Here is a 14,492-nt window from a genome sequence, read left to right as displayed (position 1 = left end):
ATATTCTTATTTATTATTTATTTTTTCTCAAGAAATTTTTTCAGGAGGCGTACCCTCTCACATCACACAAAAAATACCACAGGCCATATGCCTGTGGTATTTTCCTTCCCTATTCATCGTTCTCCCTGATCACGCAGTTTAAACCTGTCGATCAGTCCTTTCAGCATCTGCGCCTGCCCCGACAATTCCTCACTTGCCGCAGCCGATTGCTCTGCAGTTGCGGAATTAGTCTGCACAACACTGGATATCTGGTCAATCCCCTGCTGGATCTGCACGATCGAATCACTCTGCTTCTCCACAGCTACAGCCACCTCATCCATACCAGATACCGCGCTTCCTGCAGAGTCCAGCACACGGGAGACGGCTTCCGTCACACTCTGCATTATTTCTACGCCATCATCTACCGCACAAATCGATCTTTCCACCAGCTCCTTTGTCGCTTTTGCCGCTTGGTCGGATTTGGAAGCAAGGTTCCGCACTTCGTCTGCAACGACTGCAAAGCCTTTCCCCGCCGAACCAGCGCGTGCGGCTTCCACCGCCGCGTTCAGGGCAAGTATATTCGTCTGGAATGCAATGTTTTCAATTGTGGCGATAATCTTCCCGATTTCCTGTGAAGCTTCGGATATATTCTGCATAGCTTCGCTCATTTTCGCAATGGATTCATTGCTCAACTTCAGTTCCTCGCCTGCATGATCGACCGCATCCTTAGCCTTCAGCGCCATGGCAGCCGTATGCCGACTACCATTCGAAATATCGTCGATCGTGGCAGACAGCTCCTGTACCGCGCTCGCCTGTTCGGTTGCTCCCTGCGCAAGCGCCTGTGCGCCGTTGGATACCTGCGCAGAACCAGCCGCCACCTGATCGGCCGCTCCATTAATGCGGTTCAACGTATCGCTCAGAGTACGGTTAATCTGCCGTACCGCCAGCAAAATGCTTTGGTACGCGCCTACATAGTGTGCTTCTTCCCGTGTGTGAATACGGAAATTTCCGGCGCTCATCTCATTCAGAAGATAATTGATGTCCCCAATGATTGCTTTCAGACTTTCCACCATATCCTGAAAGGCTTTTGACAGGCTTCCTATCTCATCCTGAGATGATGCATCAAGGTGGATATCCAGATCGCCTTCGGCAATCCCTCTTGCGGCCTGAACCACATGCTGCACCGGTGCCAGCATACGTTTCAGCACCATGGTAACCGTCAGCAGGATCAATACGAGCGCCAGTGCGGAAAGAAGGAGAAGAAGCATGGTGGTACTACGGACAGCCCGCTGTGCATCTGACGTATACAGTCCGGTCGAGGACCACCATGTTTCGCCCCCTACTTTAACAGGGCAATAGAACACCGTCGTTTCTGTACCGTCCGGACGTTCTTTCTCCATCGAGAACGCAGTCTGTGCGGCCATACGATCGGACAATTCCTGCTTTTGCTTCTCATCCACCGTAAAATCCGTCACAATATTTTTGCCCACATCATCCAGCGTCTCACTGTCCCAGACAATGCTGCCGCTGCCGTTGCATATCGTTACCCACATTGAGGAATAGTTATCGCTCGATGTTTTAGTTTCCGCAAAAGCATTGAGGTCCACGCTGGCTATTACCGTACCCAGCACCTTATTGTTATGCAGGATCGGCGTTCCATAGGATACGACCAGCCCCTCCCCATACGAATATGGCTGTGAAATATAGGATCGTTTTTCCTGCACTGGTATCATGTAGGAAGCTTCCTTCGCATAATCTTCATAAGACTGATAGGGGGTAAACGAGGAATCCACGGTATTGGTATCAATATAAAAGCCATAATCCCGTATATCGCTTTCAAACGCATACGGTTCAAACATAACGCCAACACCGATGATGCCATTGTTCTCTTTTACCAGATTGCGCGCCGTTTGCACAATAAACTGCTCCGCACTGTGCGAGATAGGCGTCAAGTTTTTCCCGCTATACAATTCACTCTGAAACAACGCCGCCGCTTCCGGTGATTGCGGCACGGTATTTTCCTCCGGCTTCTGCACCGCTTTTTCAAAGGCGTCCTCCATATAGTTCTGTATTCCCTGCGCCGCATTTTCTACCGAATTGAAAATATTCTGAACTGCTTCTCCGTTTGCTTCTGCCAATGAGGACAGTTCGCCAGAAATCCCTTTTTGAATAGCCGACTGCGTCGTAAAGACCGTTACCGCTACCAGCGCCCCCAAAGCAACAAAAAGTGCCATGCCAATCCAGATTGCCAGCTTGGACGCCAGCTTCAGTTTTTTCAATATGTTCTCCCCCTATCAAGATATATAGATAATATCGTCAATTTGTCAAAAAAGTTTAGTTTTCTTAATCGGCCTTTGAGCAAAAAAGCAAAGCGGCCGTATCATTGAAATACGGCCGCTTTGCGGATATGAAAAAAGTTGTAACAAGCGAACTATCCAATCAATAAATCAGGTTTACCAAGCCGGTCGAGAAAACTGGAACAAAGGTCAAGGCGAGCAAGCATCCGGCCAGCAACAGATAAAACGGCACTGCCTCCTTGATAAAATCCTTTGTTTTACATTCTGTGACGCCGCAGGCTACGAACATCAGCGTTCCCATCGGCGGCGTAAACGCGCCGATCGCATTGGCGAAAATAAATACCATCGCAAAATGGATGGGATCCAGCCCATACGCTGCCGCTGCAGGCGCGAACAACGGGACCAGGACAATCATGCTGGCATTGCCCTCGACAAACATGCCTACAATAATCAGGAATACATCCACCGCAACCAAGAAAACCCACTTATTGTCGATCACATTGATCATCCACTCGGTAAATTGCTGAGGGATCATCTCCTTGGTCAGAATCCATGAGAACGTGGACGCGGCGGCAACGATCAGCATGATAGAAGATGTCGTCGTCAACGTTTCCTGAAGCCCCTGTGCAAATTGCTTTGCGCTCAGGTCATGGTAAAGGATGCCCAGCAGAAGCGAATACGCGATAGCCACCGCACCGGCCTCAGTCGCGGTGAAAATGCCCAGACGCACGCCGCCGATAATAATGATAGGCAGGCACAGCGGCAAAATCGCAGGCTTGAAAGAAGACCAGAACATATCGCCGGTCATTTTCGTGGTGCGGAGCGGCAGGTACTTACGCTTCCTCGAGATCAGGGATACCATGAACATCATCGTAATGCACAGCAGCAAACCGGGTCCGATTCCGGCGACGAACAGCTTACCGATCGATACGTTGGCAATACAGCCGTACAGGATCAGGCCGATTCCGGGCGGGATCAGCGGGGTGATCATAGAAGACGCTGCGGTCACAACCGTGGAGAAAGACTTGCTGATCCCTTTTTTCTCCATTTCTGGGACAAGCATTTTCGCCTCCATTGCGGCATCAGCCAGCGCGGATCCGGACAGTCCGCCCATCAGCGTGGAGAGCAGGATATTGACCTGGCTTAGACCGCCGTACATGCGGCCGGTCAGTACCGAGCAGAAATCCATGATGCGCTTGGTGACACCCGTATAGTTCATCAGGACACCCGCGCATACAAAGAACGGGATCGCCAAAAGAGTAACGCTTTCCGCGCCCGTGATCGCCTGCTGCGCGAACACGGCCGAGTTAATGCCCGGGCTCATGACGAAATACACGATTGACGCACCCAAAACCGATGCAAACACCGGTACTTTCATAAATAAAAGAACAAGCAGCGCAATGACCATCATAACGACAGGAGTATTCATGATTATGCTTCCTCCTTTTCGTTTTGAGCCGGGGTAAGGAATACTTTCTTTACGGTTTCATAAGTATAGCTGATCAGCATGAGGATGATGGATACCGGCGCTACTCCGTAAATCACGGAATAGGGCGCCATCAAAATCGGCGTTTTGCGACCCGTGCGGGCCAGTACGCTGATAAATTCCAGGCTGCGGAAGAAGAAATAAATCAGGATCGCATACATCAGGATCATGATCAGCACTTCTATCACACGCTGCACCTTTTGCGGAAATGCATCCACCAATATTTCGATCGCGACATGGCTCTTGGTGTGGAACGCGACGGGCGCGGCCAGGAAGGTGATCCATACCATGCACGCAACCTGCACTTCTTCCTCCCAGGTAAACGGACTGTTGAACAAATACCGCGCAAGCACGCCGAAAAATGTACATGCAATCAGGATTACTAGGATCGCCGCAGCCAATACAGCCTCCACCTTGACCAGTGCGTCCAGCACTTTTTTCATTATATTGCCCTCCTGCTTCTGTGCGATCCAAAGGTTTATTTGCCCATTGCCGCTTGTACCGTGTCGTACAGGCCTTCGCTCCAGCCAAAGGTGTCGCCCATTTCATAGAAGGGCTGCGCGGCTTCTTTCCACTCGGCAAGCTGGTCGTCGGTCAGTTCGGTGATCTCGACGCCTGCGTCCACCAGCATCTGACGGTATTCCTCATCAGCCTGCTCCTGCAGTTCGTTGTTATAAAGGCCGGCTTCCTCGGCAGTGCTGTAGAGCAGCTCCTGCTGCTCCGCAGAGAGCGTGTTCAGGAAATCCGTTCCAATGCACCAGGTCGTAAAGTTCTTGATATGGCCGGTCATCAGGATGTACTTGGCGACCTCCTGGAAGCTCTGGCCGTACAGCGTGCTGAGCGGGTTCTCAACGCCATCGAGCGTGCCATTCTGAAGCGAGGTGTACACATCGCCCAGCGCCATCGGGACCGCGGTGGCACCCAACGCATTGAAACCCTCCACATAGATCTGGCTACTCGCCAGACGGATCTTCTTGCCCTTGATATCAGCAGGCGTCACCACCTTGCTCTTGGTCATCAGCTCACGCTCACCATAGATCCAGTTGGACGCAAGGATGGTCAAGCCTTTTTCCTTCAGCTTTTCACATTCGTCCGCATACCAGTCGCTGTCCAGCAGGGTCCAGACATCCTCCCAGGTATCGAAGAAGAACGGGCCGTACAGGATGCCCATATCCGGCAGGCCGTAATCTGCGTAGAACGCGCCATCGGCAATGGTGATGATGTTTTCGCCCATTACCATCTGGTCGATCAGCTCGCTCTTACTGCCGAGCGCGCTGTTTGCGAACAGCTCCAGCTTCATGGTACCGCCGCTCTGCTCCTCTACCAACTCGGCCCACTTTTCCACCGCCTGGCCGATCGGCTCTTCATTGGTGTTTTCAAAGCCCACCTGAATCGTAACCGGAGACGCCGCATTCGCGGCGCCCGCGTCACCCGTGCCATCCGCAGTGTTCGTGTTCGGGGTGCTGCTGGAGCAAGCCGTTAACGATCCAAGGCACATCGCCAAGGCAAGCAAAGCTGCAAAACGTCTTTTCATAGGTAATTCCTCACTTTCTTTTCCTCTTGGTTTATTCTCTTCTAAAATCAAATTCCGCTTTCACGATTTCTGCGGAATGTTGATCCATGTCCTGAAATGCGGCGCCGGCGTCTGCGATCGGGTAGGTGCGGGAAATCAGCTTGGTCAAATCGACAAAGCCGTCCTTTACCAGCTTCATGGTCGCGGCAAAATCCGCTTTTGTCGCGCCGCGGCTCCCGAACACATTAAGCTCCTTGCGCTGCAGCTCCAAAAAATTGAAATCGGCGTTATGCTTCGCGACACCGATGACCACCATCCGCCCCTGGCTTGCCGCAGCTTCCACACAGCCCAAGAAGGTCGACGGGGCTCCAACCGCTTCAATGGTGACGTCAAAGCCGTCGCCGTTTGTGATCTTCTGCACATACGCCCGTAGGGCGTCGGGGCTGTCGTTCACGAAGCTCCCGCTGAAACCGAACTCGCGCTCTGCCAATTCGAGCTTATCCTTTGCAATATCCGTGATGTGGACCTCTGCCCCAAAGCTCCGCGCGGCCACGCCGGCCAAAATACCAATCGCACCCGCACCGATCACCAGTACCTTATCGCCTGGCTGTACGTCCGCGCGGCTCACACCGTGATAGCTGATGCAAAACGGCTCGATCAGCGCAAGAGACTCCGGCGCGATCCCCTGCCCGTCATACAGGCGTTCTACCGGCATGGTAAAGTATTCGCTGAATGCGCCTTCACGCTGCACACCCATTGTCTGGTTATTAACGCAGCAGTTTACAAAGCCGCGGCGGCAGCTATAGCATTTGCCGCAATTGAAATAGGGATTGCCCGTCACGACCATGCCCGGCCGGATACCATACGGATTATCCTCAACCGCAACGACCTCAGCCGCGAACTCATGCCCAATCGTGCGTGGATAGCTGACATAGGCAGACGCACCCCGAAACGAGGCCAGGTCACTCCCGCACACGCCGCCGACCAGCATTTTCAAAAGCGCCTCTCCTTTTGCCGCTTCTGGGCGCTCCTGTTCATCCGTTACTGCCTTCCCGGGCTCGGTGATTACAATGGCTTTCAAGTAAATCGACCTCTTTTCAATCAAAGCATAGGGGTTACTTTACTTCTGTCATGAATTGGGGCAGGAAACGGAAGCCCCAGCCGTCCCCCTCACGCTGCAGGGCAAAGCCGTTTTGAATGGTCATCGGCTCGTCAATAATGGCGTCGATCCAGTCAAAGCTCTCCGCACCATAGGGGTTGGAGACCGTAGCCAGCAGCGGCACATCATAGTCCTTGTAGTAGTGCGGCAGCACCGGAATGTTGTAGGCGTTGGCGAGCGCCGCGCTGTCCCGCCAGGCTTCTACGCCGCCCAGGCGGATCAGGTCCGGCTGCCAAAGGTCAAGCGCGCGCCGGCCGATCAGCTCGCGCAGCGCCACGGTACTGTATTCCCGCTCTCCCATGGCAAGGCTGATATGCGTTTTCGCGTGAATGGTCGCGTAGCCCTCAAAATCCGTGTTGACGACCGGCTCCTCGAACCAGAAGATACCGATGTCCTCCACCAGGCTGATCAGCTTGATCGCACTGGGTACGTCCATCCCCTGATTCGCGTCCATCATGATCTTCAGTTCGGGACCCACCGCTTCGCGGACCAGATGCAGGCGACGGATATCACGTTCCATATCCGGACTGCCAACTTTGATCTTGACGGCAGTGAAGCCTCGCTTCTTATAGTCCACAACCTCTTCGACCAGCTCCTCATCGCTATAACTGAGCCAGCCGCCGCTGCCGTATACCGGAATGGGCTTCCTGTGACAGCCAAACATGCGGTAGATCGGCTGTTTGTTCATACGGCTCCAAACGTCCCACAAGGCGACATTGAGCGTGGCCAGCGCCCAGCGCTGTAGGCCGACGATGCCGAAATACTCGCTCTCGATCTCGTAATCTTTCTGTATCTGCGCGGTTTCATATACGCGGTAGTCGCGCTCCAAAACAAAGCGTCTCAGGTCTTTCAGCGCACCCTCAATAGCATTGGGGCTGTAATGGAAGCTTAACAGGTAGCCCTGACCGATTTCTCCGCTGGCGCTCTCTACCTCCAGCACATAGAACGCGATCTTGCTGATGTCGTGCGTCGCATCCGCGATCGGCTTACTGATTCTGCTGACCGCCTGGTAAATATGTATGTCCTTGATAAGAGTTTTCGAAGCATCCATAGATAGATATTCCTTTCTGATCTTAGAGTGAATAATGGCCTTATTGATATATCACAGATATTATAAAACAGAAATAAATATATTTCAACCGTAAAATATCAAATTAACCACTTGCTTTTTTACCAAAGTTTTTGTATGATAATTGTAAGTTCTGTCAGAAGACTGGGGCAGCGCTTCCGACGGTAAAAAATAGGAAAAGGGGTATTTTTGTGTCGGGAAAACGAGCGAAATCTATGGTTGCCGAGGCGCATAGATATCTTTATGAAAAAATCGTTTCCTGTCAATATTTGCCGGGACAGGCGATCAACGAAAAGGAGCTGTTGGATGAGACTGGCTTTGGCCGGACGCCTCTGCGCGAAGCGCTTCTGGCATTACAAAAGGAAGGCCTGGTGGAGATTTTCCCGCGCAAGGGGATGCGGATCGCCCCCTATACCGAAAAGTCAGTCGTCGAGCTGTATCAGGCACGGAAGCTTATGGAACCAAACATAACAACCGAATATAAAACGCTTTATTCCAAAGACAAGCTGCTGGATTTTCAAACACAGTTCCAGCACTCCGACACGCTGACCGACCTAGCACGGTTCAACCTAGATGCTGATTTCCACTCTTACCTGATAGCTATTACGGGCAACTCCATATTGATCAATATGTACCAGTCCCTCATGGTGCAGCAGGTGCGTCTGGGCATGTATGCCGTGACCCGATCATCGGCCACCCGCTCGGACGATTTGAAGCAGCACGTCGCCATCATCGACGCGTTGCTGCGCGAAAACGAGGAGGATGTGCGTGACGCGATCATCGTACACATCAATCACTCCATGATTCGCTCACTGAACGCGATTCGGGACACATGAAAACAGAAAAGGACGGGGAGCATATCCAAATATGCTTCCCGTCCTTTTTGTCCATTTATAAAATGCCGAATTTCGCGAACGCTTCCGTGGCGGACATCCCTTCTTCGATCGCTTTTCGTACAAGCTTTTCACCGGACGCCTTTTCGATTGCTTTTCCGATGCACTCGGCCGCGGCCTCGCGCGGGATAATCAGCACACCGTCGATATCCGCGAATACGACGTCCCCATCGTGAATCGTGACCTGTCCGATTTCAATCGGGCAGCGGAAGTCCACTACATTGGTGCGAATGCTGGAATCCTGCGCCCACCGGTCCTTGGCAAATACAGGAAAATTTTGGCTGAGGACTTGCGGCGTATCCCGCGTATAGCCATCTACGACTGCGCCGGCGGCGTGGCGCGCTTTGGCTGTTGCGGTCAGCAGCTCCCCCCAGAGCGCACTGTTATGCGCGCCAGTAGCCAAATACACGTCGTTTGGCCTCAGCTGGTCGAGCGCTTCGGTAAGGTAACCGAACGGCTTTTTCTGTGGGCAAAATACGTCCTGCTCTAACACGGTGCAGGCTCGTCCAGCAATTTTCATATCCGGCCGGAGCGGATGCAGATAAGGAGGAAGAAATTGATGGGCAAAGCCCATCGCATCCAGAATATCCCCTACAACCGGCGTATACAGCTTGTCTTTCATCAGGGAGAACATCTCGTCGTCATTTTGAAAATGTTTCATGAAGCATGCTCCTTTTACAGAAAAAATGTTGCGAAAAGAATTCTGATATATCACTTGTATTATAATATCTGTTGTGATATAATTCAAGCAGTTTTTTCGAAGGTGTTTTAATTTCTTTGACAGGAGGCTTGATTTATGGTTATTGCAAAATTTGAAACATGGTGGATCGACCGGGGAAAGTGCCTGTTTGATGAAAAGCGCCAGGGCGGCGCCAAAATGGGCTGGGATGTCATTGCAATCCGGCTTACCACCGATACGGGCATTGAAGGCATCTCCACCTGTATGGCGGCGCGTAGCGGCGGCGTCAGTGAAAGCTATCTCCACGACAGCATCGCGCCTGTTGTATTGGGACGGGACCCGCATGACAGAGAGGCTATTTTCCACGATCTGTGGAACATCGACCGTCATGAGGCCTTTTTCCCTGTATTTCTCCCGGGACCGGTAGATGTGGCCCTGTGGGATATCTGCGCGAAAGCTGCGGGGCTGCCGCTTTACCAATACATCGGGGCATATCGGACGAGCCTGCCGGTTTACGCCAGCGGAAACTTCCACGGGACTGTACAGGAATATGTGGACGAAGCGGTTTACTACAAAAGCCAAGGCATCCCCGGCTATAAGGCCCATCCGGGCGGTCCGGTATCATTTGATATGCAGGTGCATCAGGCGATCCGCGATGCGGTAGGACCGGATTATGTGCTCATGAGCGACCCTGTGGGCGAATACACCATGGGAGATGCCATCCTGGTGGGGCGCCAGCTCGAGCACCTGGGCTATAAATGGTTTGAGGAACCCTTCCGCGATTTTGAGCTGTACAAATACACCGAGCTGTGCCGCGCCCTGGATATCCCGATTGCAGCTACGGAAACCACACGCGGCTGTCATTGGGGGGTTGCGCAGGTGATTGCGCAGCGCGCGGCGGATATTGTGCGCGCAGATGTGAGCTGGAAAGACGGCGTTACGGGGACACTGAAGATCGCCCACATGGCGGAAGCTTTCGGCATGAATTGCGAGCTGCACACGACAACGATGAACTATATGGATCTGGTCAATGTGCATGTAAGCTGCGCGATCCGCAATTGCGAGTATTTTGAGTATTTTGTACCAGAAGATAATTACCGCCTGCCCATGAAAGGCAACCTTCCCATCCACAACGGTGTCATCACCGTGCCGGAAAAGCCCGGAATCGGCACTGAACTAGATTGGGAGTTGATTGAAAAAAGCTGCCACAGCTACCGCTTTCAGGAAATTTAAGAAAGGAGATTTATCATGAAAGCCTTGGAAGGACGTATCGGCATCGTTACCGGAGGAAGCAGCGGAATTGGGTATGCCATATCCAATGTACTGGCAGAGGCGGGCGCAACCGTGTATGCGGTAAGCCGTACCGGAAAAGTAAAGGACGGAATGCCTGCCAGCGCGCTGGGGGTAATCCATGTGCAGGGTGATGTCACGAACGATGCGCGCATGCGCGAGATCGTCGAGCAAGCCAGCGGAAAACAGTCGTTGGATTTTCTGGTCAACAACGCAGGCATCACAAAAAAATGCCGGGCCGAGGATTTCCCAGCAGAGGATTTTGCACATATCCTGCAGGTGAACATCCACAGCGTCTTCCGTCTCTGCCAGTTATGCTACCCGTATTTGAAAAACAGCCGGCATAAGGGGCGCATCGTGAGCATCAGCAGCATGGCCGCGCATCTTGGCTTTACCGAAGTGGTCCCTTACTGCACAAGTAAGGCAGCAGTATGCGGCATGACCCGCGGTCTCGCGGTAGAATGGGCGAATGACAACCTCTGTGTGAACAGCATTGCCCCGGGCTGGTTCCCCAGCGAAATGAGCAAGCAGGTCATGACACCGGAACGGAAAGCCGCCATCCTGGGCCGAATGCCGGTGCATGCGTTTGGCGATACCAGAGATTTAGGCGAAATGACAAAATTCCTGCTGAGTGATGGCGCAAAATATATCACAGGACAGGATTTTGCTGTGGATGGCGGCGCGCTGGCATACGGATTCTGATGCAAGGCACAGGTTGCCATCTATCTGTGTCTTTACTCTCCGCAAAAATAAATGAGAGCGCCGCTCCAGCCCTTAGAACTGGAGCGGCGCTTTTTGTATTTGCGTAAGTTTCCAAGGCAGAACAGGTCAAAAGCCATGTGCATGTGCAGCCGGACGGCAACATCTTGCCAGCCGTTCATTCCATCGCGGCGGTTTGCTCCGCGCCGCTGGCCAGAAACGCTGCGACCCGCCGGCCGACCCGCCGCATCAGCACCAATGCGCAGACCAGCGCTGCGCCCTCGGCGATTGGAAACGCAGACCATACCAGCAACTCCGCGTTCGGCAAGCGAGTGAGCAGCCACGCAAGAGGAAGCGCGACCACGATCAGGCGGATGAGCGACAGCAAAAGCGACTGCACGCCGCAGCCAAACGCCTGGAGTATCCCTTGGAACGCGATGTTCGCCCCCGCAAACAGATAGCCGGGCGTGATAATGCGGATGGCATAAATACAAAGCTGCCGCGCCTCCTCGGATACCGCAAAAATCCCGATCAGTTGATGCGCGAACACCTGCAACGCGACAGCGCCCGCTCCCAGAATCACCAGTGTATACAGCATGCCGTACCGTATCCCACTGTCCACCCGCATTTTGTCCCGCCGACCAAAGTTGTAGCTGATGATCGGGATCATCGCGTTGTTCATACCGAACGCCGCAAAAAAGACAAACTGCTGGATCTTATAATAAATTCCATAGGCAGTCACCGCGGCGGTCGAAAGCGACCCCAGGACAATATTCACTCCGTAGGTCATAAAAGACATCAAAGCCTGCATGATGATGGCCGGAATGCCGATTTTATAGATCTCCTGAATAATGGAACGCTGCGGCGCCAGATACCGCAAGCTGGTGTCAAAATACTTCCGGTTCGCCGCGGTGTGAAAGAGGAAGCCCAGCATAAGCGATACGAACTGCCCGATAACCGTCGCATACGCGGCGCCATCCACACCCATGGCCGGACAGCCGAACCAACCGAAGATCATAATCGGATCAAGGATGATATTAACGACCACACCGGACATCTGTGCAATCGTGGCTAACATGGTGCAGCCGGTCGCCTGTAGCAGCTTTTCATAAATCATGTAGACCACGCAGCCGAACGACAGAACCGAGCAGATGCGCAGATAGCTGCTTGCCAGTTCTATCACCAGCGCATCTGACGTTTGCGACCGGATATAGACCCCCACGCCGAGCAGTCCGAACAGCAGGAACACCGCATAGGTACAGCAGCTCAGGAAAATGGAATTGCCGGATATACGGCTGCTTTTCTCGCGGTTCCCCTCCCCCAGGTTACGGGAGAGCAGCGCATTGGTGCCGACGCCAGTACCGACGCCGATCGCCACGATCAGCATTTGGATCGGGAACGCCAGCGTCAGCGCATTGACCGCGTAATCGCCCAGGTTCGGCACCGCCGGATCGGTCATGCAGCTTACGAAATAGCTGTCCACAATGTTATAAAAGGCCTGTAGCACCATGGACAGGATCATCGGCACCCCCATCGTGAACACCAGGCGGTTCATCGGAACGCTCCCCATTTTGTTACTCACGTTTTCTGTTGTTTTCATGGTTCCTCCTTTTTCTTCCAAGGGAGACTTTTGGGGGAAAGCTGCCATAACCCGTTTTTTTGATTGCACCGCACAAAAAAAGTGTAAACCCGATCCGGATTTACACTTTGCAGCCACTCGATTGATATAATTATAGCAATCTTTTTCTATTCTGTCAAGCGCACAAAAGGGGCTTCTCATGTAGTGATTGGTGATTATCTCTATATTTCCTTTTGTTTTTTCGTCACTTTCACAACCACTTATCAGCCACAACAAAAACTTCAACCAATTTTACATATATTATGGTTCTTTTATTGTTTTATTCCGGTTATTTTGCTGATTGACGCGGCATATTGGGTATGGTATATTGGTTTTTGCAAGCAAGAAATAACAATTATATAACCAAGATATTACACATTTTAACCCGCAACCATTTTGTTTTCCGCTTGCCCGAACGTGCAGACAAACCGTTCCCGATCCCCGAACCGGCCGGAGATCGCCCCTTGTCCTGCTGGTCGGTATAGACACAGGCTGAACGCCGGCGCTCCGTCGGCATGGCAATAAACATCAAACCAGAAGGAGACTTGAACATGGATTTCCAGTTGACCCGTGAGCAGCAATTGGTTCGCCAGATGATGCGTGACTTCACTGAAAACGAAGTAAAGCCCATCGCCGCCGAAACCGATAAAACCAGCACCTATCCGCGCGACACCATCGAAAAGCTTTTCGATATCGGCGTAATGGGTATGATCGTTCCCGAACAGTACGGCGGCGCCGGTGCGGACGACACCTGCTCCGCTATCGCGATTGAGGAGTTATCCAAGCAGTGTGCTTCGACCGGCGATATCCTGGCCACCCACAACGGTCTGTGCTGCGGCCCGATCATGGCGAACGGCACTGAGGAGCAGAAGCTGAAGTACCTCCGCATGCTGACCAAGGGCCACAAGGTCGGCGCGTTCGCACTTACCGAGCCAGATGCCGGTTCGGATGCCGCCAAGGGTACCTGTGTTGCCGAACTGCAGGGGGATCACTATGTACTCAACGGCTCCAAAATCTTTATCACCAACGGCTATGTAGCGGATGTGTTTGTCGTTTTCGCCATGACCGACCGGAGTAAGGGAACAAAGGGTATCTCCGCTTTTATTGTGGAAAGCTCGTTCCCCGGCTTCTCCGTCGGCAAGCATGAGGAAAAGCTCGGCCTGCACGGTTCGCCCACGGCGGAGATCGTGTTCACCGACTGCATCGTCCCTAAGGAAAACCTGCTCGGTGCAGAGGGTAAGGGCTTCAAGATCGCGATGCAGACGCTGGACGGCGGCCGTATCGGCATCGCTGCACAGGCGCTCGGCATTGCGGAGGGGGCCATGGAGGAATCCATCAAGTTTGCCAAGACGCGCGAGCAGTTCGGGCGCCCGATCGCCAAATTCCAGAATACCCAGTTTGTTTTTGCCGACATGCACGTCGCCATTGAAGCCGCCCGTCTCCTCACCTACAAGGCGGCTGCGGTCAAGGCATCGGGCGCACGCTTCACGCTGGAGGCGGCGACCGCCAAGCTGTTCGCCTCGGAAGCGGCAATGAAGATCACCACCAAGGCGGTCCAAATCCATGGCGGCTACGGCTATACCAAGGATTACCCTGTCGAGCGCATGATGCGCGACGCCAAGATCACCGAAATTTACGAGGGAACGAGCGAGATCCAGCGCGTCGTAATCTCTGGCAACATTCTCGGCAAGTAAGAAAAGGAGGAGAACAGAACTATGAAAGCAATCGTATGTGTAAAGCAGGTTCCGGATACCTCCGGCAAGGTAGCGGTGAATCCGGACGGGACGCTGAACCGAGCGTCGATGGAAAC

At 52.9% G+C, this 14,492-nt stretch carries 12 protein-coding genes and 1 pseudogene; 5 read left to right on the top strand and 8 right to left on the bottom strand.

Going from position 1 to position 14,492, the window contains the following annotated elements; all coding sequences use genetic code 11:
* Positions 1-113: 113 nt before the first annotated feature.
* The 6 genes from H8S45_RS14130 to H8S45_RS14105 form a co-directional block, all read right to left on the bottom strand.
* Entirely contained in the window at positions 114-2,258 is a 2,145-nt protein-coding gene (locus H8S45_RS14130; RefSeq protein WP_243182490.1) for a methyl-accepting chemotaxis protein, read from the bottom strand.
* A 160-nt stretch (positions 2,259-2,418) separates the two neighbouring features.
* Positions 2,419-3,705, bottom strand: a complete 1,287-nt coding sequence (locus H8S45_RS14125; RefSeq protein ID WP_054328212.1) for a TRAP transporter large permease — start codon at positions 3,703-3,705, stop codon at positions 2,419-2,421.
* A 2-nt stretch (positions 3,706-3,707) separates the two neighbouring features.
* Positions 3,708-4,205, bottom strand: coding sequence for a TRAP transporter small permease (locus H8S45_RS14120; protein WP_054328211.1), 498 nt, complete (start codon positions 4,203-4,205; stop codon positions 3,708-3,710).
* Between the two features lie 35 nt (positions 4,206-4,240).
* The gene (locus tag H8S45_RS14115) at positions 4,241-5,296 is read right to left on the bottom strand and encodes a C4-dicarboxylate TRAP transporter substrate-binding protein (protein ID WP_054328210.1); all 1,056 of its coding nucleotides are present in this window, start codon (positions 5,294-5,296) and stop codon (positions 4,241-4,243) included.
* A 31-nt stretch (positions 5,297-5,327) separates the two neighbouring features.
* On the bottom strand, positions 5,328-6,356 hold the full coding sequence (locus H8S45_RS14110) for a zinc-binding alcohol dehydrogenase family protein (protein ID WP_054328209.1): 1,029 nt from the start codon (positions 6,354-6,356) through the stop codon (positions 5,328-5,330).
* Between the two features lie 34 nt (positions 6,357-6,390).
* The gene (locus H8S45_RS14105; RefSeq protein ID WP_054328208.1) at positions 6,391-7,485 is read right to left on the bottom strand and encodes a mandelate racemase/muconate lactonizing enzyme family protein; all 1,095 of its coding nucleotides are present in this window, start codon (positions 7,483-7,485) and stop codon (positions 6,391-6,393) included.
* A gap of 209 nt (positions 7,486-7,694) precedes the next feature.
* On the opposite strand from H8S45_RS14105, the gene H8S45_RS14100 reads away from it, so the two are divergent.
* The gene (locus H8S45_RS14100) at positions 7,695-8,339 is read left to right on the top strand and encodes a GntR family transcriptional regulator (protein WP_242977913.1); all 645 of its coding nucleotides are present in this window, start codon (positions 7,695-7,697) and stop codon (positions 8,337-8,339) included.
* Positions 8,340-8,394: 55 nt separating this feature from the next.
* Here H8S45_RS14100 and H8S45_RS14095 read toward each other — a convergent pair whose 3' ends face one another.
* Positions 8,395-9,057, bottom strand: coding sequence for an RraA family protein (locus H8S45_RS14095; RefSeq protein WP_054328206.1), 663 nt, complete (start codon positions 9,055-9,057; stop codon positions 8,395-8,397).
* Between the two features lie 135 nt (positions 9,058-9,192).
* Between H8S45_RS14095 and H8S45_RS14090 the strand changes: the two genes are divergently transcribed.
* Positions 9,193-10,308, top strand: a complete 1,116-nt coding sequence (locus tag H8S45_RS14090) for an enolase C-terminal domain-like protein (protein ID WP_054328205.1) — start codon at positions 9,193-9,195, stop codon at positions 10,306-10,308.
* A gap of 15 nt (positions 10,309-10,323) precedes the next feature.
* On the top strand, positions 10,324-11,067 hold the full coding sequence (locus H8S45_RS14085) for an SDR family NAD(P)-dependent oxidoreductase (RefSeq protein ID WP_107631638.1): 744 nt from the start codon (positions 10,324-10,326) through the stop codon (positions 11,065-11,067).
* Between the two features lie 175 nt (positions 11,068-11,242).
* Here the strand turns inward: H8S45_RS14085 and H8S45_RS14080 are convergent, their stop codons facing one another.
* Positions 11,243-12,664 (bottom strand): MATE family efflux transporter, encoded by a 1,422-nt coding sequence (locus H8S45_RS14080; RefSeq protein ID WP_054328204.1) that lies wholly within the window; start codon positions 12,662-12,664, stop codon positions 11,243-11,245.
* A gap of 569 nt (positions 12,665-13,233) precedes the next feature.
* Between H8S45_RS14080 and H8S45_RS14075 the strand changes: the two genes are divergently transcribed.
* Positions 13,234-14,376, top strand: coding sequence for an acyl-CoA dehydrogenase (locus H8S45_RS14075; protein ID WP_186950277.1), 1,143 nt, complete (start codon positions 13,234-13,236; stop codon positions 14,374-14,376).
* A gap of 21 nt (positions 14,377-14,397) precedes the next feature.
* Positions 14,398-14,492: pseudogene (locus H8S45_RS16445) on the top strand (electron transfer flavoprotein subunit beta); the annotation flags it as partial.

This window comes from Agathobaculum faecis, from assembly GCF_014287995.1.
Lineage (GTDB): Bacteria > Bacillota > Clostridia > Oscillospirales > Butyricicoccaceae > Agathobaculum > Agathobaculum ammoniilyticum.
This window is presented reverse-complemented; position numbering and strand designations above follow the sequence as displayed.